General features: G+C 38.9%; 19 protein-coding genes, 1 tRNA gene and 2 pseudogenes. 18 read left to right on the top strand and 4 right to left on the bottom strand.

What is annotated here, in order from left to right:
• Nucleotides 1–14: 14 nt before the first annotated feature.
• The 4 genes from NMK50_RS01895 (at nt 15) to NMK50_RS01910 (ending at nt 4,532) form a co-directional block, all read left to right on the top strand.
• Nucleotides 15–1,343, top strand: coding sequence for a pyruvate dehydrogenase complex dihydrolipoamide acetyltransferase (locus NMK50_RS01895; RefSeq protein ID WP_254770657.1), 1,329 nt, complete (start codon nt 15–17; stop codon nt 1,341–1,343).
• A 230-nt stretch (nt 1,344–1,573) separates the two neighbouring features.
• Nucleotides 1,574–3,034: a dihydrolipoyl dehydrogenase gene (gene lpdA / locus NMK50_RS01900; protein ID WP_254770658.1), complete on the top strand. Its 1,461-nt coding sequence runs from the start codon at nt 1,574–1,576 to the stop codon at nt 3,032–3,034.
• A gap of 71 nt (nt 3,035–3,105) precedes the next feature.
• On the top strand, nt 3,106–4,068 hold the full coding sequence (gene lipA / locus NMK50_RS01905; protein ID WP_254770659.1) for a lipoyl synthase: 963 nt from the start codon (nt 3,106–3,108) through the stop codon (nt 4,066–4,068).
• Between the two features lie 2 nt (nt 4,069–4,070).
• Entirely contained in the window at nt 4,071–4,532 is a 462-nt protein-coding gene (locus NMK50_RS01910; protein ID WP_254771152.1) for a type II toxin-antitoxin system RatA family toxin, read from the top strand.
• A gap of 91 nt (nt 4,533–4,623) precedes the next feature.
• On the opposite strand, the gene NMK50_RS01915 is transcribed toward NMK50_RS01910, so the two are convergent.
• The 3 genes from NMK50_RS01915 to rirA are packed head-to-tail and all read right to left on the bottom strand — an operon-like array spanning nt 4,624 to nt 6,772.
• Nucleotides 4,624–5,112, bottom strand: a complete 489-nt coding sequence (locus NMK50_RS01915) for a CinA family protein (protein ID WP_254770660.1) — start codon at nt 5,110–5,112, stop codon at nt 4,624–4,626.
• Nucleotides 5,109–6,302, bottom strand: coding sequence for a bifunctional 2-C-methyl-D-erythritol 4-phosphate cytidylyltransferase/2-C-methyl-D-erythritol 2,4-cyclodiphosphate synthase (locus NMK50_RS01920; RefSeq protein ID WP_254771153.1), 1,194 nt, complete (start codon nt 6,300–6,302; stop codon nt 5,109–5,111). The genes NMK50_RS01915 and NMK50_RS01920 overlap by 4 nt, the downstream gene beginning before the upstream one ends.
• A 23-nt stretch (nt 6,303–6,325) precedes the next feature.
• Nucleotides 6,326–6,772 carry an iron-responsive transcriptional regulator RirA gene (rirA, locus tag NMK50_RS01925; RefSeq protein ID WP_254770661.1) on the bottom strand — a complete coding sequence of 149 codons (447 nt, stop codon included), beginning with the start codon at nt 6,770–6,772 and terminating at the stop codon, nt 6,326–6,328.
• 173 nt (nt 6,773–6,945) lie between these two features.
• Between rirA and NMK50_RS01930 the strand changes: the two genes are divergently transcribed.
• The 8 genes and pseudogenes from NMK50_RS01930 to NMK50_RS01965 all read left to right on the top strand — a co-directional run bounded on the left by NMK50_RS01930 (nt 6,946) and on the right by NMK50_RS01965 (nt 18,102).
• A complete protein-coding gene (locus NMK50_RS01930) occupies nt 6,946–9,210 on the top strand; it encodes a sensor histidine kinase NtrY-like (RefSeq protein ID WP_254771154.1) in 2,265 nt (754 codons plus the stop codon).
• A gap of 1 nt (nt 9,211) precedes the next feature.
• Complete coding sequence (gene ntrX, locus NMK50_RS01935) at nt 9,212–10,570, top strand: nitrogen assimilation response regulator NtrX (protein WP_254770662.1); 1,359 nt, start codon at nt 9,212–9,214, stop codon at nt 10,568–10,570.
• Nucleotides 10,571–10,574: 4 nt separating this feature from the next.
• A complete protein-coding gene (gene trkA, locus NMK50_RS01940; RefSeq protein ID WP_254770663.1) occupies nt 10,575–11,951 on the top strand; it encodes a Trk system potassium transporter TrkA in 1,377 nt (458 codons plus the stop codon).
• A gap of 11 nt (nt 11,952–11,962) precedes the next feature.
• Nucleotides 11,963–12,768: pseudogene (locus NMK50_RS01945) on the top strand (hypothetical protein).
• A gap of 143 nt (nt 12,769–12,911) precedes the next feature.
• A complete protein-coding gene (gene clpP / locus NMK50_RS01950) occupies nt 12,912–13,535 on the top strand; it encodes an ATP-dependent Clp endopeptidase proteolytic subunit ClpP (protein ID WP_254771155.1) in 624 nt (207 codons plus the stop codon).
• A 182-nt stretch (nt 13,536–13,717) separates the two neighbouring features.
• Entirely contained in the window at nt 13,718–14,992 is a 1,275-nt protein-coding gene (clpX, locus tag NMK50_RS01955) for an ATP-dependent Clp protease ATP-binding subunit ClpX (protein ID WP_254770664.1), read from the top strand.
• Between the two features lie 177 nt (nt 14,993–15,169).
• Nucleotides 15,170–17,593: an endopeptidase La gene (gene lon, locus NMK50_RS01960; protein WP_254770665.1), complete on the top strand. Its 2,424-nt coding sequence runs from the start codon at nt 15,170–15,172 to the stop codon at nt 17,591–17,593.
• Between the two features lie 230 nt (nt 17,594–17,823).
• Entirely contained in the window at nt 17,824–18,102 is a 279-nt protein-coding gene (locus tag NMK50_RS01965; RefSeq protein WP_254770666.1) for an HU family DNA-binding protein, read from the top strand.
• A gap of 508 nt (nt 18,103–18,610) precedes the next feature.
• On the opposite strand, the gene trmFO is transcribed toward NMK50_RS01965, so the two are convergent.
• On the bottom strand, nt 18,611–20,023 hold the full coding sequence (gene trmFO / locus NMK50_RS01970; protein WP_254770667.1) for a methylenetetrahydrofolate--tRNA-(uracil(54)-C(5))-methyltransferase (FADH(2)-oxidizing) TrmFO: 1,413 nt from the start codon (nt 20,021–20,023) through the stop codon (nt 18,611–18,613).
• Nucleotides 20,024–20,187: 164 nt separating this feature from the next.
• On the opposite strand from trmFO, the gene NMK50_RS01975 reads away from it, so the two are divergent.
• From NMK50_RS01975 to NMK50_RS02000, 6 genes and pseudogenes are all read left to right on the top strand, one after another.
• Nucleotides 20,188–20,270, top strand: a tRNA-Leu gene (locus NMK50_RS01975).
• 137 nt (nt 20,271–20,407) lie between these two features.
• Nucleotides 20,408–21,835, top strand: a complete 1,428-nt coding sequence (tig, locus tag NMK50_RS01980; protein ID WP_254770668.1) for a trigger factor — start codon at nt 20,408–20,410, stop codon at nt 21,833–21,835.
• A gap of 129 nt (nt 21,836–21,964) precedes the next feature.
• The gene (gatB, locus tag NMK50_RS01985) at nt 21,965–23,467 is read left to right on the top strand and encodes an Asp-tRNA(Asn)/Glu-tRNA(Gln) amidotransferase subunit GatB (RefSeq protein ID WP_254770669.1); all 1,503 of its coding nucleotides are present in this window, start codon (nt 21,965–21,967) and stop codon (nt 23,465–23,467) included.
• A gap of 187 nt (nt 23,468–23,654) precedes the next feature.
• Nucleotides 23,655–24,053 (top strand): NADH:ubiquinone oxidoreductase subunit NDUFA12, encoded by a 399-nt coding sequence (locus tag NMK50_RS01990; protein ID WP_254770670.1) that lies wholly within the window; start codon nt 23,655–23,657, stop codon nt 24,051–24,053.
• A gap of 73 nt (nt 24,054–24,126) precedes the next feature.
• A pseudogene (locus NMK50_RS01995) lies at nt 24,127–24,520 on the top strand (DUF2155 domain-containing protein).
• 1,015 nt (nt 24,521–25,535) lie between these two features.
• Nucleotides 25,536–26,261, top strand: coding sequence for a rhomboid family intramembrane serine protease (locus NMK50_RS02000; RefSeq protein ID WP_254770671.1), 726 nt, complete (start codon nt 25,536–25,538; stop codon nt 26,259–26,261).
• Nucleotides 26,262–26,265: the final 4 nt, after the last annotated feature.

A 26,265-nucleotide genomic window follows, 5' to 3' on the forward strand; every position in this document is an offset into this window, starting at 1 on the left:
CGGAGGAAAGCACGATGCCTATTAAAATTACAATGCCCGCGCTTTCGCCAACAATGGAAGAAGGGAATTTGGCAAAATGGAATGTTAAGGTAGGGGATAAAGTTTCTGCTGGTGATGTTATTGCTGAAATTGAAACGGATAAGGCAACAATGGAAGTAGAAGCTATTGATGAGGGAACGGTTGCTAAGATCGTTGTTCCTGCTGGCACGCAGGGCGTTAAAGTGAATAGTTTAATTGTTGTTTTAGCAGAAGAGGGCGAAGACTTAGCTGAAGCAGCAAAGGTTGCACAAGAAACGCCTTCCTCTTTTGCGGTTAAAGAGACGAAGGAAATAAAACAGACAGATTCGACGACAGCACAAACATCTCATATATCATCAGTTCAGCAAGGCGTACAGCGAGATAAAAAGGATATGCGTCTTTTTTCTTCTCCTTTAGCGCGGCGATTGGCAGCTCAGCATGATCTCGATTTATCTCTTATTTCTGGAAGTGGTCCCCATGGGCGTATTATCAAGCGTGATGTAGAACAAGCCATGAAAAGTGGGACTGTTGAAGATGCTGTTTCATCACAAATAAGGCCGTTGATAGCTTCTGGTGCATCTGACGGACAGATATTGAAGCTATTCAAAGAGGATGAATATACATTTACTCCCCATAATAATATGCGTAAAACGATTGCTAAGCGTTTGGTTGAATCAAAGCAGACAGTACCACATTTCTATGTAACGCTCGATTGTGAACTCGATGCTTTATTGGAACTTCGCACGCAATTGAATGCTGCCGCGCCCATGATTAAAACGCAAGAAGGGGCTAAGCCCGCTTACAAGCTTTCTGTTAACGATATGATTATTAGAGCTGTGGCACTTTCTTTGAAAGCGGTTCCCGATGCGAATGTATCTTGGCTTGAAGATGGAATACTTCATCACAAACATTGCGATGTTGGAGTGGCTGTTTCTGTTCCAGATGGGTTAATTACCCCTATTGTTCGCCACGCAGAGGAAAAATCTCTGTCAATTATCTCTCATGAGATGAAGGATTTTGTCAAGCGGGTACGGGAACGTAAGTTAAAAATGGAAGAATACCAGGGGGGAACAACAGCTGTCTCAAATATGGGAATGTATGGTGTGAAAAGCTTTTCTGCTATTCTTAACCCCCCACATGCGACGATTTTTGCGATTGGCGCAGGGGAGCAACGTGCTGTTGTTAAAAATGGTGTATTAGGGATTGCGACAGTCATGTCAGTTACACTTTCTGTGGATCATCGTGCGGTTGATGGTGCTCTAGCAGCAGAGCTTGTGCAGGCTTTTAAAAAGTTGATTGAAAATCCATTAGCAATGCTTATTTGAGTTGTTTAAAAGTGCTTCACGTAAATTTATGTATAAGTATGGTATGTTGATAGAGTGGAAGTGAATTTAAAGAGTTTGAAGAGCAATGTTGTTACATTTTTTAAGTGGGCGAAGGTATTTTATGGGAAGTTTTCAAATGAAAGATACAAGAAACCTTTGTCATATTGTTTTTTGGTTTTAAACGCAAAAAGTGCCTCTCTGTTTTTTGTATATCCATGGAAGGGATTACGGTGATGAGTCTTTATGATGTAATTGTGATTGGATCAGGTCCTGGTGGATATGTAACTGCGATTCGTGCGGCGCAATGCGGTTTTAAGACTGCGATTGTTGAGCGTGAACATCTGGGTGGAATTTGCTTAAATTGGGGCTGTATTCCAACAAAGGCGCTTTTGCGTTCAGCAGAAATGAAGCATTTTTCTGAACATGCGAAGGATTATGGTTTAAAGCTTAATGGTACAATCGAAGCAGATGTTAAAGATGTTGTTACACGTTCGCGTGGAGTTTCAGCGCGTTTAAATGCTGGTGTCGGTTTTTTAATGAAAAAAAATAAAATCGATATTATTTGGGGTGAAGCAAAGCTTACTAAGGGGGCTAAAGGGAACCAGCTGGCAGAAATTGTGGTTTCCTCTTCATCTAAACCGGTTATGCAACCACAAAATCCAATCCCTAAAGGAACATTGGGAGAAGGGACTTATCAAGCAAAGCACATCATTATTGCAACTGGAGCACGTCCTCGCTCTCTTCCTAGTATTGAGCCAGACGGAAAGCTTATTTGGACTTATTTTGAAGCGATGATTCCACAGACAATGCCGAAGTCACTTTTGGTCATGGGATCTGGGGCCATTGGCATTGAATTTGCTTCTTTTTATCATGATATGGGAGCGAAGGTTACTGTTGTTGAAATGATGCCTCATATCATGCCAGCTGAAGATGTTGAAATTTCAACCTTTGTTCGTAAACAGTTGGAGAAAAAAGGTCTTCGCATTCTCATACAGGCAAAAGTAACCAAGGTTGAAAAAGCCTCTGATTCTGTTACCGCACATATTGATGTGAAGGGTAAGACAGAAACCATTACAGCTGATCGATTGATTTCAGCTGTTGGGGTTCAAGGTAACAGTGAGAATCTTGGGTTAGAAGCATTGGGTATAAAGACCGATCGTGGGTGTATTGTAACCGATGAATGGAGTTGGACAGGTATCGAGGGTATCTATGCTATTGGTGATGTTGCTGGTCCTCCTATGTTGGCACATAAAGCAGAAGAAGAGGGCGTGATATGCATTGAACATCTTGCCGGTTTGGAGAATGTTCATCCACTTGATAAGATGAAGATTCCAGGGTGCACATATTGCACACCGCAAGTTGCCTCTGTAGGGCTTTCAGAAGCTGCTGCAAAAGAAGCGGGTTATGATATCCGTATTGGCCGTTATTCCTTTTCAGCGAATGGTAAAGCGATTGCTTTGGGTGAAGATCAAGGATTAGTAAAAACTATTTTTGATAAAAAAACGGGACAGCTTCTTGGTGCACATATGGTAGGAGCAGAGGTAACAGAACTGATTCAAGGTTTTGTCATTGCCATGAATCTTGAAACAACTGAGCAAGAATTGATGCATACTGTCTTTCCACATCCGACATTATCGGAAATGATGAAAGAAAGTGTATTGGATGCATATGGTCAGGTTTTAAATGCTTGATGACGAGAGTGTATGAAAGATTTTGTTTTAATTTTTCATCATTCTTCTATATTGATGGGGCAAAGGCTTAAATGGTTACGGTTGTTGATAGAGTTACGAATAGACGTTTGCGTCATCCTGAAAAAGCACACCGCCCGGATACAAGCATTCAAAAAAAACCGGATTGGATTCGTGTAAAAGCACCAACATCACAGGTCTATAAAGAAACGCATGGCATTGTGCGTGCTCATAAATTAGTGACAGTCTGTGAAGAAGCAGGATGTCCAAATGTTGGTGAATGTTGGAGCCAGCGGCATGCCAGTTTCATGATTTTAGGTGAAATATGTACGCGCGCTTGTGCGTTTTGCAATGTTGCAACAGGTATTCCCCTTGCCATTGATGATAATGAGCCGGAACGTGTAGCGGATGCTGTCGCACAGATGGCTCTAAAACATGTTGTTATTACATCGGTGGATCGTGATGATCTTGCTGATGGTGGTGCTGAGCATTTTGCAAAAGTGATTTATGCGATTCGTCGAAAAGCACCAAAGACAACAGTTGAAGTTCTTACACCAGACTTTCGCCATAAGGATGGCGCTTTAGAAATTGTTGTTGCTGCTAAGCCTGATGTTTTTAATCATAATTTAGAAACAGTTCCTTCTAAATATTTAAAAGTTCGTCCAGGAGCACGTTATTTTCATTCAGTTCGGCTATTACAACGTGTTAAAGAACTTGATCCAACAATTTTTACAAAATCAGGAATTATGGTTGGTCTTGGGGAAGAGCGAAATGAAATTCTTCAATTAATGGATGATTTGCGTTCTGCTGATGTTGACTTTATGACAATAGGGCAATATTTGCAGCCTACGCGAAAGCATCATCCAGTTATTCGTTTTGTGCCTCCTGAAGAATTTGAGTCTTTTGCTAAAATTGGTAAAGTGAAAGGTTTTTTACATATGGCTTCCAATCCTCTGACGCGTTCATCTCATCATGCGGGTGATGATTTTGCAATTTTACAAAAAGCACGTGATGAAAAATTTACTTTACAGAGATAATGATGCCGACTTTTGCCATACATCGGCAGATTGCCCATAGTGCTAGTGAAATGTTTGATCTTGTTTCAGATATCGAGCGTTATCCTGATTTTTTACCAATGTGTGAAGGGTTAATAATACGTTCTCGCAAAGAATATGGAGAAAAGATCCTGCTTATTGCTGATATGACAGTTGGCTATAAGGTTATCCGAGAAACTTTTACAACCCAAGTCTTTCTTCAGCCAGAAAAAAATCTTATAGAGGTTCAGTATATTGATGGTCCATTCAAATATCTTGAAAACCGTTGGGCTTTTCATAATATTGAGAAGACCAATGTATGTAGAGTAGAGTTTTTTATTGATTATGAATTTAAAAGCAAAATGCTTGGCTTAGTGATGGGCTCGATGTTTGATATTGCTTTTCATAAGTTTACCGATGCTTTTGAAATGCGTGCGCATCAAATTTATGGATATCCGGCAACATAATTTATTTAATTGATGTTTTTAGACAACATTGATCGGAAGTCACGGGTCATCATTGTGATGGCATGAAATTTTAAAATCGGATAAGAAAATGCTATCCAAGAGATTGCAAAATCATTTTCAAAGCATTTTCAACAGCGGCATAGCGGATAGCGTTACGATCAAGATTTCCAAAATGTATCTCTTTATGCAAGGGTTTATAATTTTTGTAAGCCACAGCAAAATGCACAAGTCCTACAGGTTTATTGAGACATGCTCCTCTTGGTCCAGCAATTCCTGTTACAGAAACGGCAATGCCAGCACGTGAATATTTTAATCCACCCTCAGCCATTGCAAGAGCCACTTCTTTTGAAACAGCACCGTACGTTTTTATCAGTTCAGCACATACGCCAACGAGGCGTGTTTTCGCCTCGTTTGAATAAACGACAAATCCACAGTCGAGAACATCTGATGATCCTGCAATATTGGTAAGATTTGCAGCAATGAGGCCCCCTGTACAAGATTCGACAGTCGTTAAGAGTAAACTTTTTTGCCGACAAGCTGTCAGAACGTCACGTGCTTGTTTTTCACAAGAATCTGTCATTTTGGAATTTCCCCTGGATAAAGGATGTTTGCTGTTGCTAAAGCCGCAATGCCTTCACCACGACCAATAAATCCGAGTTTTTCGTTTGTTGTTGCTTTGATGGAGATTCGATCGGATGAAATTTTAAGTATTTTCATAAGATTTTCTATCATTTGATGACGATAGGGGCCGATTTTGGGTTCTTCGGCGATCAGTGTGATATCAACATTGGCAATGCGTCCTTCTGCTTGTTTAATAATATCAAGAGCATGACGCAGAAAAATTTCTGAAGAGGCATTTTTCCATTGAGGATTAGAGGGGGGAAAATGTGTGCCGATGTCTCCTGCTCCTTGAGTAGCTAGAAGAGCATCGGTTAATGCATGAAAAGCAACATCAGCATCGGAGTGTCCATTGAATTTTTTATGAAAAGGAATTTTGAGACCGCATAACGTAAGAGAAGATCCTTCTTCAAAAGAGTGAACATCATAACCATTGCCAGTACGGATATCAGGAAATATTTGCATGTTTTTTTGGAGATATAAATGTGCAGTCTTAAAATCTTCACGCCATGTAATTTTTATGTTGTTAGGATCCCCTGGAACAGTCCGTATAGGAATCCCAAACCATTCGGCAATTGCACAGTCATCTGTAAATTCTTGTCTACAAGCTTGCCTTGCCTTTTCATGAGCGGCTAGGATGTCTTCAAAGGGAAAACATTGTGGAGTTTGGGCCATATAAAGATGGGTGCGTGTAATTGTTTCTAAAACATAACCTGTGTTCTTTACACGTTTGAGGGTATCCGATACGGGAAGAACAGGGAGAACACCTTCTTGAGGACTGAGAGTGATATGAATTTTCTCGAGGAGTTGGTTGTCGATAAAAGGGCGAGCACCATCATGAATATGAACATATTGGGGCTTAAACTTTTTAAGTGCGTGAAGTCCATGTAAGGTGGATATTTGACGTGTATTCCCTCCTTCAACAAGAATGAGATGGTCTTTAAAATCAGCGATGGCTTGCTTACAGATTTGGTGGTCTTCTGGATGAATAACAAGAATAATCGTTGTAATTGCTGGATTTTGTAAAAAACAACGCACGGTATGACAAATAACCGGCTCTTGTCCTAGAAGGCGATATTGTTTGGGAATTTTTTGTGGAGATCCTGCTCTTTCGCCACGTCCAGCGGCTAATATTATCGCTGCAATAGAAATATTTGATCTCCTTTTATATTACTTTAATTCACTGTTTTATGAGCATCCAATTTAAATTGATTTTGGAATTTTTTTCGTTTTAGATCAGCAAGAGATATCATGGATAAGACATCAAAAAAAGCATTTAATGCTTTTTGAAGGGCAGTATTTAAACCACAAAAATCGATCAATGGGCAATTCGATTCTGCGGTATCAAAGCATTCTGCCATAGAGAAATTATCTTCTGTTACTTTCACGACATCAGCGATTGAAATCTCTGTTGCGGGTTTAGCCAATTTAACGCCTCCATTGCGTCCACGTACTGTTTGTATAAACCCTGCTTCAACAAGCGGTTGAAGTATTTTAAATAAAAAAAGTTCGGAGACGGCATATGCTTTGGCTATTTCTGGAACACGACTAAGAGTCTCTTGATTATCTGCACAATACATGAGCATTCTAAGCGCATAATTTGTCTGTTTGGTTAACCGCATTTCATCTCCTTATAAATTATCACCACAGGTGTTTCATTTTAAAGATATTTTCAAAATGTAGAAGTTCTTTCTTTATTTGCTAGATTGCTCCATTTTAAATGTGGCATTGCTATTGTCAACTTTTGTCACAAGAGGTTATATGGAGTAATGGGATAAGGGTATGTAAGCGCATGATGAAGACAACATCTGTAACGAGTCTCCAAGATATAGAGCAAAATACCTCTAGTGATGAGTTGTATCACCTAAGTAAGATGTATATCTTTTTAGGGATAACAATTATTGTATTGGCTTTGCTAACAGCGTCTGTTTCTTTTATCATTCTTATTGGATTAACGCCTGTTGTTCCTAGTAGAACTGTAACTCTTATACTTATAGGGATTAATAGTGTTTGGATTTTAGGGCTTGTGATCATTGTTTTTTATGAGATGATCCCTATCATTCGTGCGTGGCGTTCAAGGCGTGCTGGTTCTCGTCTTCATGTTCGCCTGATTTCATTGTTTGCACTTGTCGCAACAATGCCGGCTGTTGCGGTTGCTCTTGTATCGGGGCCTGCACTGAATTTAGGGCTTGATCGATGGTTTGATACAACAACGCGGCAAATTGTAGGTTCTTCTATCGATTTAGCAAATGCTTATGCGGATGAAATGCTACAAAATTTGAAAAATTTATCCTATGCTATGGCATTTGCACTTGATAATAAAAGGCTTTTAGAACGTAATCCATCTGAATATAGGATGCAACTGACACGTCACGCTATAGGACGCAATCTACGTGGTGCATTTTTATTAAGTTCTAGCGGAACTGTTTTTATATCCAGTGATCTTGGTGATGAAGATAAACTTCCGATTCCTCCTTCCAATCTTATTGAACGTGCAACCAGTGCGAGGCCATTTTCTTTTCAACCGGGGGTTCATGATTATTTTGGCATTGTTTTAAAATTTTCCAATATTCCAAACACATTTTTGTATTTGGTGCGCGATGTTGATAAAGAAGTTCTCTCTGCTTTACGTTTGACGGAAATCAATACGGATCGTTATCGCGATTTAAATGAAAATCGCCTTCTTACACAAATAGCATTTGGTATGCTTTATCTATGTCTTTTTTTTAGTTTATTCTTATCAGCTATTTGGGCTGGTATTGCTGTTGCTGATCGTTTAGTGCGCCCTATTCGTCGTCTCATTAGTGCTGCTGATGATGTCGCTTTAGGGAATATGGAAGTTTTTGTGCCAGTACGTGCGAAAGATGGGGATATTGGACAATTATCGAAAACTTTTAATTATATGGTCAGTGAACTGAAAAATCGACGCAATGAGTTGATTGCAGTTCGCGATCAAATTGATGAAAGACGACGCTTTTCTGAAGCTGTTTTATCTGGTGTAACAGCAGGGGTAGCTGGTATTGATGATAATGGTGATATTACAATTATCAATCGGTCTCTGGAAACGATGTTTGGTATTCGCTCTAAACATGTTATTGGTTATAGTCTTTTATCGTTAAGCGGTGAAATTTGGCAGGTTTTTCAATCTGCGCGTTCACTAGATCGTAAGAATCATCGAGAGCAGGTTACTTTAAACGTAGCCGGACAAGAGCGCGTTTATAATATACAAATTACAATGGAAGAAGATGACGGGCAGGGGCAATCTTGGGTTTTAACGATTGATGATATTACAGACCTTGTAGCAGCACAACGGACATCAGCGTGGGCAGATATTGCGCGGCGTATTGCACACGAAATCAAGAATCCGCTTACACCTATTCAATTATCAGCTGAACGTATTCGCAAACGTTACAACAAAGTGATTACGCAAGATCGAGAGGTCTTTGAGCGATGTATTGATACGATTATTCGACAGGTTGGAGATATTGGGCGTATGGTTGATGAGTTTTCTTCTTTTGCGCGTATGCCTAAACCGCAAATCAATCTTTTAGATATACGTGGATTGCTACGAGAGGCATGTTTCTTGATAGAAGTTACGCGACATGATATTCACTTTGAGCAGGATTTGGGAAGTGTACCGCTTGTGGGTGCTTTTGATAATCGTCTGATTGTACAAGCTTTTTGCAATGTTATCAAAAACGCGAGCGAATCTATAGATTCGGTTATGCGAGAAGAGAATATTCATGGTCATATTCTTATACGTTCTTATTTTAAAGACGAATGTGTGATTGTAGATGTTATTGATAATGGTAAAGGGCTTCCTAAAGAGCAGAGACAAAAAATATTAGAGCCCTATATCACAACGCGGGAAAAGGGAACCGGTCTTGGGTTAGCCATTGTGCGCAAAGTTATAGAAGATCATGGTGGTTCCATGGAGTTGCATGATGCACCGGAGAGCTTTTATGAAGGTCGAGGTGCAATGATCCGTTTGATATTTCCGGCAGATGGAGGTAAGCAGGAAAATGTTATACAAGCTACAAGTCATAAGATAGGGGAATAGAATGGTGTCAGATATCTTAATTGTTGATGATGAAGCAGATATTCGTGAGCTTGTTGCTGGTATTTTGGATGATGAAGGCTATGAGACACGTGTTGCTTGTAACTCTGACGAAGCCTTAGCACAAATTGGTGAACGTATTCCAAAGCTTATTTTTTTAGATATTTGGTTACAAGGAAGTCGTCTTGATGGCTTGGCTCTTCTTGATGAAATTAAAACGCGTTATCCTTCTCTTCCAGTTGTTATGATTTCTGGTCATGGTAATATTGAGACGGCTGTTTCTGCTATAAAACGAGGGGCGTATGATTTCATTGAAAAGCCTTTTAAAGCTGATCGACTTGTCTTGGTTGCAGAACGGACTCTTGAAAATTCAAATTTAAAACGTGAGCTTTTAGAATTACGAAAACGCTCACATGAAACATTAGAACTGTTGGGAAAATCGACAGCTATAAAACATTTGCAGCAAATTATAGAAAAAGTTGCACCAACTAATAGTCGCATCATGATTACGGGTCCGTCAGGAGCGGGAAAAGAGATGGTTGCACGTGCGATTCACGCGCTTTCGACGCGTTCGAATGGGCCATTTGTGACAATCAATGCTGCAACGATCACTCCGGAAAGAATGGAAATAGAATTGTTTGGCAGCGAAATAGAGGGGGAAGAGCGTAAAATTGGTGCATTAGAAGAAGCACATGGCGGAATATTATATCTTGATGAAATTGCTGATATGCCACGTGAGACTCAAGGTAAAATTCTTCGTGTATTGACGGGACAAACATTTGAGAGGGTTGGTGGTACAAAACGCGTCAAGGTAGATGTTCGTATTATTTCCTCAACAGCACAAAATCTTGAAAATCTCATTTCTGACGGTCGTTTTAGGGAGGATCTTTTTCATCGTCTTTCGGTTGTTCCCATTGCTGTTCCACCACTGTCAGCGCGTCGTGAAGACATTCCAGAACTTGTGCGGCATTTTGTTAAAACAATATCACAGCAGGTTGGTATTAAACCTCGTGAAATTAGTGATGATGTTATCGCTATTTTACAAACACATGCTTGGCCGGGGAATGTACGGCAATTACGCAACAACATTGAGCGTCTTCTCATTCTTGTTCGTGATGGTGATGGTCCAATAACAGCAGAGTTTCTTCCTAGTGAAGTGAGTGATTCTTTACCGCGCATTCAAATGGATGCAGATGAGAGCATAATGGATTTACCATTACGTGAAGCACGGGAATTATTTGAAAAGAGATATTTAGAGGCGCAAATTGGACGTTTGGGTGGAAATATATCACGGACAGCCGAATTTATAGGTATGGAGCGTTCAGCTTTGCATCGTAAGCTTAAAGCGCTTGGAGTTTCTTAAAGTTATGCGTGTTATTATTTGTGGAGCAGGACAGGTTGGTTATGGAATAGCAGAGCGTCTTTCTGCTGATAATCACGATGTCACTGTTATTGATATCGAAACGAGATTGATTGAAAAAATTCGCGATACATTAGATGTGAGAGGTTTTGTTGGTCACGGTTCACGGCCTGAAGTCCTTTTGGAAGCCGATGCAGACAAAGCGGATATGTTGATTGCAGTCACTTTATTTGATGAGGTCAATATGGTTGCTTGCCAAGTAGCACACTCATTATTTAATGTTCCAACAAAAATAGCACGTATTCGCTCACAATCTTATTTAGAACCGCGTTATAAGAAACTTTTTTCTAGAGAGAATATTCCCATTGATGTGGTCATTTCGCCAGAAGTTGAAGTTGGGGAAATGGTTTTACGTCGTATTGCTTTACCTGGAGCAATAGATGTCCTTTATTTTTGTAATGATGATATTGTTGCGTTAGCTTTGGAATGTATGGAAGATTGTCCAGTTATTAATACACCTTTGCGTCAATTAACGGAGCTTTTTCCAGATCTTCGCACGACAGTCACCGCTATTAAACGTGGGTCAGAATTATTGGTTGCACACTCACAGACACAATTACGTGTTGGCGATGTGACCTATCTTGTCGTTGCGCGTGATCAGATGCGTCGAGCAGTTGGGCTTTTTGGTCATAAAGAACAAGATGCTCATCGTATGATTATTGCAGGAGGCGGTCACATAGGTCTTTATGTTGCGCAGGCTATTGAAAAGCGTCTTCATAAATTAAAATTGAAGATTATAGAGTCGCATAGAGAGAGAGCGTTAACAATTGCTGATCAGCTTGAAAAAACCACCGTTTTATATGGCAATGTGTTAGATCCAGTGATTCTTCAAGATGCTGGAATTAATCAAGCCGATTTAATGATCACCTTGACCAATCAAGACCAAGTCAATCTCTTAAGTGCTATTATTGCTAAAAGACTAGGGTGCAAAGCCAATATGGTTTTGATCAATAATGTTGCTTACCAAGAATTTAGCCGCGCAGTTGGTGTGGATGCATATCTTAATCCACATAGTGTGACGATATCAAGAATTTTGCAACAAATGCGCCGAGGTCGTATTCGTGCTGTTCATTCGGTTTTTAATGGGAGGGCAGAAATTATTGAGGCTGAAGTGATGCAAACATCTTCATTGGTTGGTAAGTCATTATCAGAGCTAGGTTTATCAAATGGTTTGAGAATTGGTGCAATTTATCGCAATAAAACAATTATTCAGCTTTCAGCAGATACGCGTATTTTGTCTGGTGATCGGATAGTCATTTTTGCTCTTTCTGAGCATGTTCGTGATGTTGAGCAGCTGTTTCGGGTCAGTTTAGAATATTTTTGATATATTTTCTTATAGATATTTGTACTTTTTGGTATAGGGGACAATTAAGGTTGGTTGATAGACTATGTTTGTCTTCAATGGTTAAAATTGGTCAACATGTTAAGCTTTTTAGTTATGATAAAAAAATAAATAATCTCCCTGCTGGTGTTGAATTGTGTGAAGCCGAATTAATTCTACCACATTCGGCTATTTATCGTCTTGATCCTCATGTTTATGATAATAAACCGGGGTGTACAATTGTTCAGTTTTCGGATTTTTTCGTGTTATGTTGATGAAGTATCAGCAAGGTGTTTGGTTAGATACAGACGTTTATCTGGTTAAACAATTTCATCCAGATGCGGATAAGTTTGGCTTGCTAGAGAAAATGCTGTAAGAGTAGGCGTTTCTGCACTTTATTTTCCACCCAATACCCCTATTATAAAAGTGTTTGAAGAGTATTGGACAGGTACACAAATGGTTCCTCATTGGCTCGGATTTAAACGCCGTGTTTGGAGACCGTTTTGGTTAAAGAGAAAAAATGCCGATTTTACCAGGGAATCTTGGTATTACGATATTTGGTAATGATGGTATTTCGCGATTAGCTAAACGTCATGGTTTTTTTCATGAGGCACAGGCAAAGGAAACTTTTTATTATTGGACGGGAAGAAAAGCTGAATACATCTTTGATCCGGCGTTTGGTATTGAACCACTTACAGATCCTTGTTTGGTAGGGTTTCATATTCACAGAAAGGCAAAGACCACTCAACGATCACAGGAAAGAAGCTTTTACCATTGGGCTGTGTCTCGCATTCCTGATGCAGATTTTTTGTTTGGGTAGAATTATTATTGCTATTTTAACCACTGGGATTTTAAACTTACTTAAAGAGCGTTATTGTAGCTTGCGTAAGGGATTAATGTTAGCCTATGAAAAGCTATTGAATGCGTAAAGGGCGATTGTTATATGAAGAAGAAAGTAAAAACATGAGTGATCCAATGAAAACAGCATTAAGCCTTGTGCCTATGGTTATTGAACAAACGAATCGTGGTGAGCGAGCTTATGATATTTTTTCTCGTCTTTTAAAAGAGCGGATTATTTTTATTAATGGTCCGGTTGAAGATGGTATGGCGATGCTTGTTTGTGCACAATTGCTTTTCTTGGAAGCGGAAAACCCTAAGAAGGAAATTAGTCTTTATATTAATTCTCCTGGTGGTGTTGTGACATCGGGTATGGCAATTTATGATACTATGCAGTTTATTCGCCCTCCTGTTTCCACGCTTTGCATGGGGCAGGCTGCTTCCATGGGGTCGTTACTTTTAACAGCTGGAGCGAAAGGGCACCGTTTTACATTACCTAATGCGCGTATTATGGTGCATCAACCCTCTGGAGGTTTTCAAGGACAGGCTTCAGATATTGAACGACATGCGCAAGACATTATAAAGATGAAACGTCGTTTAAATGAAATTTATGTTCAACACACAGGTCAGGATTATGAGGTCATTGAAAGGACACTTGATCGTGATCATTTTATGACAGCGGAAGAAGCCAAGCAATTTGGCCTCGTTGATGATGTTATAGAATATAGAGCAGAAACTGAGAAAGATTAAGAATTTTTATAGAAAAAGGAATTACTTTCAAGAGAGATTTTTGTAAAAATAACGCGAAGATAAGAGGGAAATGCCCAGAAATATTATGATACGCAGTTTTTTATATGTCTTTATAATCTTCATTATAAAACACTGACTTTGAAAGATGAAGTATTCATATACCGTGGTGAAAGGAAAGAAAAATGAGCAAAATTGGCAATAGCGGGAGCGAATCGAAAAATACTCTCTATTGCTCGTTCTGCGGCAAAAGTCAGCATGAGGTGCGTAAGCTCATCGCGGGTCCGACTGTGTTCATTTGTGATGAATGCGTAGAGCTTTGCATGGATATTATTCGTGAAGAAAATAAATCTTCTGGGGTTAAGGCGCGTGATGGTGTTCCTACTCCACAGGAAATTATAAAAGTTCTTGATGATTACGTCATTGGTCAACAATATGCAAAGCGTGTTCTTTCTGTTGCTGTCCATAATCATTATAAGCGGCTTGCGCACCAGTCTAAGGGCAATGATATCGAATTGGCAAAGTCAAATATTCTCCTTGTTGGTCCAACGGGATGTGGTAAGACTTATTTAGCGCAGACATTGGCGCGTATTATTGATGTCCCTTTTACGATGGCAGATGCTACCACTTTGACTGAAGCAGGTTATGTGGGTGAAGATGTAGAAAATATTATTCTAAAGCTTCTTCAAGCTGCTGATTATAATGTTGAACGTGCGCAGCGTGGCATTGTTTATATTGATGAGGTTGATAAAATTTCTCGCAAAGCTGAAAATCCTTCTATTACAAGGGATGTTTCAGGGGAAGGTGTTCAGCAAGCGTTGTTAAAAATTATGGAAGGAACGATTGCTTCTGTTCCTCCTCAAGGTGGTCGTAAGCATCCACAACAAGAGTTTCTACAAGTTGATACAACAAATATTTTATTCATTTGTGGAGGCGCTTTTGCTGGTTTGGAACGGATAATTTCAGGGCGTGGTGAAAAAACTTCTATTGGTTTTTCTGCTACTGTTAAAGCACCTGACGAGCGTTGTGTTGGTGAAATTTTTCGCGATTTAGAGCCTGAAGATCTTATAAAATTTGGTTTGATACCAGAGTTTATTGGCCGTCTTCCTATTGTAGCCACTTTAGAAGATTTAGACATTAACGCTCTTGTGCAAATTTTATCACAACCAAAAAATGCGTTGGTGAAGCAATATCAACGTCTTTTTGAGATGGAAAATGTTGAGCTAGCATTTCATGAAGATGCTTTACGGGTTATTGCTAAAAAGGCGATTGAGCGTAAAACCGGTGCGCGTGGTTTGCGTTCTATCATGGAGAAAATTCTTCTTGAAACGATGTTTGAGCTACCATCTCTTGAAGGTGTTCAAAAAGTTGTCATTTCGAGTGATGTCGTTGATGGGAAAGCGCGTCCCCTTTACATTTACTCAGAACGTGCAGAAGATAAAGAAAATGTATCGGCATGATGTTGTGCGATATGAGAAGTAGTAATAATATCATTTGAAGGTGGAACTTTTTGAATATTATAAGCGCAATGCTTGATTTATATATTCACAGTTACCATTTCATGCATTTTAGGATGGGAGGTTTTCTAGGGGTGGGCATGTGTAGTGGATAGATTATAAGCTCCAGAAAGGAGAGTTATGCGAGATATTGATGAACAGACAGGTGAAGTAAGAGAGGGGTTTTACGCTGTTTTGCCTCTTCGTGATATTGTTGTCTTTCCCCATATGATTGTCCCGCTTTTTGTGGGGCGAGAGAAGTCAATCCGTGCCCTTGAAGAAACAATGGCTGTTGATAAACAGATATTGTTGGTTACGCAAAAAAATGCTTCCGATGATGATCCAAAATCAGAAGATATCTATGATATTGGTACGTTTGCTAACATTCTTCAACTTTTAAAGCTTCCTGATGGAACTGTAAAGGTTTTGGTTGAAGGCACAGCACGTGCAAAAATTAGCCAATTTGCTTTGAGCGAAGATTATCATCAAGCTTATGCTTCTGTTACAGAAGAGCTTAGAGAGGATGATGTTGAGATTGAAGCTCTTTCAAGATCAGTCATTTCTTATTTTGAAAATTATGTGAAACTGAATAAAAAAATTTCTCCTGAGGTTGTCAATGCTATTGGACAGCTTGATAATCCTTCTAAGCTTGCCGATACTATTGCTTCCCATTTGATGATTAAGCTTTCAGAAAAGCAGGAAATATTAGAGCTCTTACCTATACGCGATCGTCTTAGACGTGTTCTTTCTTTCATGGAAGGAGAAATTTCTGTTTTGCAGGTTGAAAAGCGTATTCGTTCGCATGTGAAACGGCAAATGGAAAAGAATCAGCGGGAATATTATCTCAATGAGCAGATGAAAGCTATTCAGAAAGAGTTGGGAGCAGGTGATGATAGCCGCGATGAGCTTTCTGAACTAGAAGAGCGCATTAAGAAGACAAAACTTTCGAAAGAAGCAAACGAGAAAGCGGGGGCGGAATTAAGAAAATTACGAAATATGTCCCCTATGTCTGCAGAGGCAACAGTTGTGCGTAACTATCTTGATTGGTTATTAGCAATGCCCTGGGGGAAAAAGTCAAAGATTAAAGACAATTTAGACTTTGCTGAAAAGGTCATGAATAATGAGCATTTTGGTCTTGAAAAAGTCAAAGAGCGAATTATTGAATATTTAGCAGTACAAAGTCGCGCTTCAAAAATAAAAGGTCCCATTATTTGTTTATTAGGTCCTCCTGGTGTCGGAAAAACATCACTAGCACGCTCTATAGCAAAAGCGACGGGGCGGGAATATGTTCGTATTTCATTAGGGGGCGTGCGGGATGAAGCAGAAATTCGTGGACATCGCAGAACTTATATTGGCTCCATGCCTGGAAAAATTATTCAGTCTATGAAAAAATCTAAAAAATCTAATCCGCTTTTTTTACTCGATGAAATTGATAAAATGGGGCAGGATTTTCGTGGAGACCCTTCCTCGGCTTTGTTAGAGGTACTCGACCCTGAACAAAATGGTACCTTTATTGATCATTATTTGGAAGTTGAATATGATCTTTCTGATGTCATGTTTATTACAACGGCCAATACGCTTAATATTCCAGGGCCGTTAATGGATCGAATGGAAGTTATTCGTATTGCTGGTTACACTGAATGTGAGAAAATGGAGATTGTTAAGCAGCATCTTTTACCAAAAGCCTTGAAAGATCATTGTTTATCTAAAAAAGAGTTCAGTGTTTCTGATGGTGCGGTAAGATCGATCATTCAATATTATACGCGTGAAGCAGGAGTTCGTAACCTTGAACGTGAATTAATGAAGATAGCACGCAAATCAGTTACAAAAATTCTTAAAACACATCAAAAATCCGTAAAGATTACAGAAAATAATATTGATGATTTCTTAGGTGTTAAACGTTACCATTATAACCAAATTGAGGGAGAAAATCAGATTGGTGTTGTGACGGGTCTTGCTTGGACAGAGGTTGGTGGAGAGCTCTTGACTATTGAAGGTGTTATGATGTCAGGTAAAGGCAAGATGACTGTAACAGGAAATTTGCGCGATATCATGAAAGAATCAATTTCAGCGGCAGCATCTTATGTGCGTTTTCGTGCTGTTGATTTTGGTATTGAACCTCCACTTTTTGACAGACGTGATATCCATGTTCATGTTCCAGAGGGTGCTACACCTAAAGATGGTCCATCAGCAGGGATTGCTATGGTAACAGCAATTGTTTCAGTCCTCACAGGGATAGCGGTCCATAAAGATATAGCAATGACTGGTGAAATTACTTTGCGTGGTCGTGTTTTACCGATTGGTGGATTGAAAGAGAAACTGTTGGCAGCTCTTCGAGGGGGAATAAAAAAAGTGCTTATTCCTGAAGAAAACGCAAAAGACTTGATTGATATTCCTGACGATGTCAAAAACAATATGGAAATTATTCCAGTAAATCATGTGAGTGAAGTTCTTAAACATGCTTTGGTTCATTCTCCTGAACCTATTGAATGGACAGAGCCTCCCACACTTCCTATACCTATCAGAACAGAGAGCGATAGTGAAGGAATACAGATTGCGCACTGATTCATGAGTCTTATTTGTACCAGCATTTTCTGAAGTAACAGTCAGTGTTTTCATGTTTATTTTTTATTTATTTTGCAAAAAAGTAAAAAATTCCGTGAATAACTTTGATTATTGCTAAAAAAACAATGTTTTGAATAAAAATAAGGCTTCTGTTTGCTGTACTTTTCAATAAACTGTCGATAACACGGCTAAGTTGTGTTATCCGCTAATATAGGGAAAGGAAATATTCCATGAATAAAAGTGAATTGGTTAGCTCCGTTGCTGAAAAAGCAGGTGTTTCGAAGGCGCAGGCTGGTTCTGTTGTTGATGCTTTTATCGCTTCTGTAACAGAAGCTTTGGCTTCGGGCGGAGATGTTCGTCTTCCAGGTTTTGGTTCTTTTGAAGTTTCTCATCGTGCCGCTACAAAGGGGCGCAATCCTTCAACGGGTGCTGAAATTAATATTCCAGCACGTTCTGTGCCAAAATTTTCCGCAGGAAAAAGTCTTAAAGAAGCTGTTAATAACAAGTAATTTGAGAAACACTAAAAAAACCCGTTTATAGATAAAATCGGGTTTTTTTTAAATGTTCTATTTGCGCTTTTTGCGTAAAGGTTTCTTATCTGTGTTTATTTTGGCATTTTCAATAAAAGGTTTTCTTGTAGACATTCTTGATGAATTATAAAGATTGCCTTTTATTTTATTACGTTGATGCAGGCGGTATTTTCGTATCGCGAAAAGTTATGGTAGTAATCTGGAAGCCATTATTGTGAGGGATATGGTGCGTGTTTGGTTTTCTCTCGTTACTATAACGTATTTTATGGTATTATTCAGTTTTAATAATTGAAATATCTTTGAAATTTTTGCGTTGATAAGTTTAGGGGGCACTTATAATAGAAAAGCCTTCTAAGTTTTTCATGCTGTTTAATAAATAAGAAGAATAGAGTGTGGTCTTCATGAGTTACAGCAATGAGTCTCATCAAAAAAATTGAGGACAATTTTACACAAAAATCATTGCGGTTTGTTGATTAAAGAATATTTTTTATAAAAAGGAGCTCTTTTGTTTTTTGCCAGTTAACCATTGAAGACAGTCATTGAGAGCTCGAGCCGTTAGTGCTTGTTTTTTTACTAATTTCTTTTCTTTGCTTGGTAAACGTTTTTCTGAGAGATCACGAGGATTGATGGGAGGAAAAAGTCCAAAGTTAATATTCATTGGTTGGAAGGATTGTCTTTTTTCTTCCATGTCTACGATATGTCCTCCCGTAATATGGTTCAAAAGAGCTCCAAATGCTGTGGTTAATGGTGGTAAGCAAGGGCAGTTATTGTGATATTCCGCAGCGGCAAAACGCCCAGCAAGAAGTCCTATTGCTGATGATTCGACATAACCTTCACATCCCGTAATTTGCCCAGCAAAACGCAGTTGAGGTTTTTGTTTTAAACGAAGAGTTTGATCAAGAATGGTTGGTGAATTGAGATAGGTATTACGATGGAGTCCACCAAGGCGTGCAAATTCAGCGTTTTCAAGACCAGGAATCATTCTGAAAATACGAGCCTGTTCTCCATATTTCAGTTTTGTTTGAAAACCAACCATATTATACAGGGTTCCAAGCTTATTATCTTGGCGTAATTGGACGACGGCATAGGGTTTAATTGTAGGCTTATGAGTATTGGTTAATCCCATAGGTTTCATTGGACCATGCCTAAGAGTTTCAAGCCCCCGTTCAGCCATAACTTCAATTGGTAGGCATCCATCAAAATAGGGCGTTTTTTCAAAGTCGCGAAATTCTATTTTTTCTGCACTTTTTAATGCTTGAACAAATGCATTATATTGTTCTTTATCAAGGGGACAATTAAGATAATCCTTCCCTGTTCCGTCAGGACCAATTTTATCATAGCGAGATTGATGCCAACAAATATCCATATCAATACTATCAGTATAAATGATAGGAGCAATAGCATCAAAAAAGGAAAGTGCTTCTGTTCCGGTTATTGCTCGTATTGCTTGCGCAAGAGCCGGCGAGGTAAGGGGTCCTGTCGCAATGATAATATGATGCCAATCCTCAGGAAGCTTTTGAATCTCCTCGCGTTCTATTTTTATAAGAGGATGATTTTCAAGTGATTCTGTAACAATTTTGGAAAATCCATCGCGATCCACGGCAAGAGCACTTCCAGCTGGTACTTTATTGGCATCAGCAACTTTCATGATCAGGGATTTTGCTAATCGCATTTCAGCGTGTAAAAGTCCTACAGCATTTGTTGATGAATCGTCGGAACGAAAGGAGTTTGAACAAACCAGTTCGGCAAGTTTATCAGTTTTATGGGCATCAGATTTCTTATGAGGTCGCATTTCATGCAAAATAACGGGAATTCCTGATTGAGCAATTTGCCAGCACGCTTCACTACCTGCTAGACCGCCACCGATGATATGGATTGGAGTATCGAATATATTTAACATAATGTACTTTTAGCGAAAGCAGTTCTGTATGAAAAGCATAGATTTTTTATATAATTTGTAAGAATGAAATACATTTGTTTTTTTTTATATATTTGTTTGCTTTTTTTCTTGAATTAATGCTATAGAAACGCCTCCTGTATAAGGTTATTGGCTTGTAAGTTTGAGCGGATGTGGCGAAATTGGTAGACGCACCAGATTTAGGTTCTGGCGGGAGACCGTGGGGGTTCGAGTCCCTCCATCCGCACCAAAGGAATTTTTGAGCACTCAAGATTTCGGTGTGTTGGGAATTCCATTTTATGGTGATTTAACACTCAAGTGTTAGAATGTGGTATTATTATCAGAGTGGGTTGGTCCCCTCTCCTCGAGAAAGATAGAGGTTGTTTGATGCAGGTTACCGAGACGCTTAATGAAGGATTGAAGCGCGAGATTAAGATCGTGGTTCCGGCGCGAGATTTAGAAGAAAAGTTAAATGAACGGTTGGATGGCACCAAAGGTAAGATCAAGCTTAATGGTTTTCGTCCTGGTAAGGTGCCGGCTGGATACTTAAAGAAGATGTACGGTAAGTCTTTTATGGCGGAAATTCTCAATGAGATAGTCAGTGATGCACCACATTCTATTTTAGCTGAACGCAGCGAACGTTCGGCGTTACAACCGCAAATTGATATAGATGAAAATGAACAAATTCTGGATGGCAAAGCTGATTTTGTTTTTAGCTTAAAATACGAAGTCTTACCAAAATTTGAAATTAAAGATTTTGAAAATATTGAGATTACCCGTGAAATTGCTACCATTCCTGAACAAGAGATTGATGATCAAGTAAAAAAAGTCCTTTCTTCTACGCGAAGTTATTCACCAAAAGATGGTCTTTCTGAAGAAGGCGATCGTGTTACGATAGATTATCTTGGGAAGCTTGAGGGGGTCCCATTTGACGGTGGGGCGGATAGTGATGCACAATTGGTTCTTGGATCAAAACAATTTATTCCGGGTTTTGAAGAACAATTGGTTGGTGTAAAAGTAGGTGATACGAAAACGATTTCTGTTAAATTTCCTGATAATTACAATGCGGTGCATTTGGCTGGTAAAAATGCAGAATTTGACATCACTGTTAAAGCTGTCTCTAGGCCGGATGCGTTAAAGATTGATGATGAGGCAGCACAAAAAGTTGGGTTAGAATCTCTAAGTCGCTTGCGTGAAGTCGTTCGTGGACAGATTGAAAGTCAGTATGGCTCAATGACACGTCAAAAAATTAAACGTCAAATTCTTGATGCTTTAGATGCTGATTATAATTTTGAAATTCCTGAAGGGCTTTTGGAAATTGAATTTAACAATATATGGGCTCAAGTTAATGATGATTTAAAAAAAGCGGGGCGCAGTTTTGAAGATGAAGGTGTTACAGAAGAACAGGCGCGGGAGGAATATCGTGTACTTGCACAGCGTCGTGTTCGCCTTGGTTTGGTGCTTTCTGAAATTGGATTGAAGGTTGGTGTTAAAGTCAGTGAGGATGAGTTAAAAGCAGCGGTTTTCGATCAGGTTCGTCAGTATCCTGGACAAGAGAAGGAGATTATGGATTTTTTCCGTAAGGCTCCGGAAGCTGTTGCAAATTTACGTGCTCCAATTTTTGAAGAGAAAGTCATTGATCATTTGTTGGCAAGGATAAAAGTCACAGATAAAGAAGTGTCGGTTGAAGAGCTGATGAAAGAGTATGACGAAACAGATTTAATAGAAAAAAAACCAGAAAAGAAAAAATCTGCAGTAAAGGAAAAAACCGCAGAAAAAGCTCCAGCTAAGAAAAAGACAGCTAAAAAGGGTTAACATTGAGGTCAACAGAACAAGCCCGATGAAGTCGGGCTTTTTTATGAGATTTGTATTCTAGGCTTGCGGTTAGAGTCATTTTAGATTAATCATCAAAGTATATTAAGAAAAATTGATAGTGGATTAACAATGGGCATCGTTGATACGCGCACTCCTGATTCCAAGCGTTTCATTTCTGGAGCTACAGGTGATTGGGAAGTCATCATTGGCATGGAGGTTCATGCGCAAATCATATCAAATTCAAAACTTTTTTCAGGAGCGTCGACAAAGTTTGGTGCAGAGCCAAATAATCACGTATCATTTATTGATGCGGCTATGCCTGGTATGTTGCCTGTCCTTAATCAGGAATGTGTACGTCAAGCGGTCCGAACGGGTTTGGGATTAAAAGCGAAGATTAATCTAAAATCTGTTTTTGATCGTAAGAATTATTTCTATCCAGATTTGCCACAGGGATATCAAATTTCTCAGTTTCGCTTTCCGATTGTAGGAGAGGGAAAAATTATTATATCTGTTGGTCCGGATTCGAATGGTCAGTTTGAAGACATTGAAATTGGCATTGAAAGATTACATCTTGAGCAGGATGCAGGAAAATCGATGCATGACCAACATCCAACGATGTCTTTTGTTGATCTTAATCGTTCTGGTATTGCTCTTATGGAAATCGTTTCCAGACCGGATATGCGTTCATCAGATGAAGCCAAAGCGTATATGACGAAATTACGTACGATTGTCCGTTATTTGGGAACCTGCGATGGCAATATGGATGAAGGTTCCATGCGTGCCGATGTGAACGTATCCGTTCGTCGCCCCGGTGAAGGTTTTGGAACACGCTGCGAAATTAAAAATGTTAATTCTATTCGCTTTATTGGGCAAGCGATAGAGTATGAAGCACGTCGTCAGATCGCAATTTTAGAAGATGGGGGTATCATAGATCAGGAAACGCGGCTTTTTGATGCGGTTAAAGGTGAAACGCGCTCTATGCGTTCGAAGGAAGAAGCGCATGATTATCGTTATTTTCCTGATCCAGACCTTTTACCATTAGAATTTGATCAAGCGTTTGTTGATGCTCTGGCAGAGGAGTTGCCGGAATTACCGGACGATATAAAAGCACGTTTTATTAAGGAGATGGGGTTAACGGCGTATGATGCTTCCATTCTTGTGACAGAAAAAGCTATTGCTGATTATTTTGAAGAAGTAGCACATGGGCGTGATGGAAAAACCGTTGCCAATTGGGTGATTAATGATCTTTTGGGTGCTTTAAATAAAGATAATCGAGGGATTGAAGAGACACCAGTAACGCCCGAGCAATTAGGAGGCATTGTTGATCTTATCAAGGAAGGGATGATTTCTGGAAAAATTGCCAAAGATCTCTTTGAGATTATTTGGAATGAGGGAGGCGATCCGCGTCAGATTGTAGAAGAGCGCAATATGAAGCAGGTAACAGACACAAAGGCTATTGAGAAAGCTGTTGATGAGATTATTGCCAAGAATTCTGATAAAGTTACACAAGTAAAACAAAAGCCTGCTTTAGTTGGTTGGTTTGTTGGACAAGTCATGAAGGCAACAGGGGGAAAGGCAAACCCTCAAGCTGTCAATAAACAGGTTAAGGAAAAACTTGGATTAGAAGATTAAGTTTTATGGAAGTGAAAAAAGTCCATAAATACAATATCTTATAGTTGATGGTTATAAATTAGCATTTCAAATGAAGCTGTGGTAGGTTTTCTGTAAGTAAAATTTTGTTTTCAACCATTTAAAAGTTACTATACGTTTTATTCTAACGATTAATTTCGTAACGATATGAGAAGAAATGAAAGAGAAGATGGCTAGTTTTTTGAAGCAAGTCTTCACGTGGTGGAGTGGAAATACTATAAACACACGCTTTTTTACGTGGCGCAAAGGTAAGCGCGTCGGGGAAGATCAGTTTGGCAACGTTTATTATGAGGGAGGCACGCATAAAGATGGTTATTCGCGGCGTTGGGTAATCTATAAAGGTTATTCTGAAGCTTCTACTATTCCACCAGGTTGGCATGGCTGGATTCATCATCGCTGTGATAATCCTCCAACACAGGAGGATTATCAACCCCATGAATGGGAAAAGCCTCACATCGCTAATATGACAGGGACAAGTGATGCTTATCGTCCAAAGGGGGCTATTCCTTACGGTGGTGAGCGCCCTTTGGTATCTGAAGATTATGATGCATGGTCGCCTAAGAGGTAAAATATTTTGTTATATCTTATTAGTAAGAATTGTTTTTTATTTGCGGTTTATTTGATATGAAGAGAGCTTTTTAGTGTTAGTGTTGAGACGTTTTTTTTGTTTTTTTTTTCATGCAAATTGTAGTGGTTATGTCCTCTGTTGGTGGGGTGCAGGCTGAGCGTATTAGCAATGGCATTGCTGTTTTTGCAGGTCTTGATAAAATTACCGGTCGGACTACGCGTTTTGAAGTTTTTCTCGGTAAAGTTTATCAATACGGTGCTTTACAGGTTATTCCACGCGCATGTTATACGAGTTCTAAGGATGAACCAACCCGCACGACAGGTTTTGTTGAAGTCAATGAAGTAACACTCGATAAAAAAGTGCGGCGTATTTTTACAGGGTGGATGTTTGCAGATAGTCCTGGCCTCAATGCTGTAGAGCATCCTATTTATGATGTGTGGTTGAAGGATTGTAAACAGGATTCTTAAAAGCTGCTATTCAAATAATTTTTTGTATGAAATGATGCATTAAAAATTAACGTATTATTTTTTATCAATATTCGCTAAAGGTAGCTTTTAAAACTGTAAGGATAAGATATTGCAGTAAGGATTTTTTATGTTTTCACTTCTTTGACGAATAAGTTGTTTATTTTACGTTTATATGAATTTTCGTGAGGACGCGAGCTATCGAATTGATAAACTATAAAATACTATTATTATACAAAAAAAACCAATGCATAGGGAGAATTTTGTTTCCTGTTGGGAAGCATTAAACGAATGAGCAGTCATGATATGGTTATTAATATCTAAAGATTTTAGCTGACTTGAATAGTTTTCATTGAAATTTAGTAGAGTGTTTTGTGGATGGTTTTCTTTATATCCGCTTTTAAGGACCTTGTATAAGATACAAGTGTTTTCACGGTGAAATATTTGGCGTTTAAGAGAGGAAATGAAAAAGATATTAAGTTTAAAAGTTCTTTACTCGTTAAACCAATATTTTTGAGCAAAGCACTGTGTCCCCTAGAAAGTATGGTTTGTACAGCATATTGATGTATAAAGATAAATATTTTTACTTGTATCATAACCAAAAAAATATTGTAAAATTTTCTCACCTCATCTCAAGTAAAATCACTTGCTTACATATCACAAAGGGAGCTAGTGTGTGGGTAACAAACTCTAAAGAAAGGGGTAAAAATACCTCTTATGAATCGTTTAAATACAAGGGTTGTTGTAATATTAGCGATTGGCAAATAATATGATGGTGTCGGCGTGCTTCTTCTTCATAAGCGTAAAGGTGGTGGTGCTTAGTGAATTTACCAGTATACTATTTACGGGTGCCGTCATGAGATGGCTGAGGTGCCTTAAGAGATGTTTTTTTAACAAGTTCGTAAATGTGTAACACAATAATATTTTGTTTTACATGAAGGGCATGCCCCCATTAAAGAACATGACAAATAAAAGCATGAGGTTATGCCTAATCTCCATGATACGATGGACTTTTATAATGAAAGATATTGATCACCAATATAAGAATGTTTTGTTTTTACCAAACCAACCTAGAGAGCCATTGTTGAATGTTCCATTGATAATAGTTGCTTTGATAGCACTGTGTTTTGGTATTTATTTTGTTCAAGAGTATTTTTTTTCTGAGAAGCTCTATATTAAAAGTCTTGAATTTTTTTCATTTACACCAAGCCTCTTCAAGGCTGATCCTTTAACATTTTGTTATACTATTATTAGTTATTCCTTCATGCATGGTAGTTTGAAACATATTACTATCAATATGGTTTGGCTTTTGGTTTTTGGATCTCCTTTAGTAAAGCTTTTTGGTAATTTACGTTTTTTGATTTTTTTGGGATTAACAGCAACTTTCTCTGTGTTGACTTATTTTGTTGCTCATCCAGACAGTGTAATATCGCTTGTTGGTGCATCGGGCGCAATTTCTGGAATGATGGGCGCATTTGCCCGTTATGGTTTTCCTCAGGGCTATTGGGGAGGAAGTTTGCAGAGTGAAAGATTTTTAGGTCCTTTGTTGTCTATCAAACAAGCACTCTGTTCAAGGGATGTGCTTGTTTACATAACTATATGGCTGAGCGTTGATTTTATCATCGGCATTTCTTCTTTTCTGTTTGAAGAAGAGGGTATTTCAATAGCATGGGAGGCGCATGTTGGTGGTTTTGTTTCAGGTTTTTTGTTGATTGGTTTTTTTGGTCTTTCACGGAAAAAATAAAACA

This window comes from Bartonella harrusi, assembly GCF_024297065.1.
Classification (GTDB): Bacteria; Pseudomonadota; Alphaproteobacteria; order Rhizobiales; family Rhizobiaceae; genus Bartonella; species Bartonella harrusi.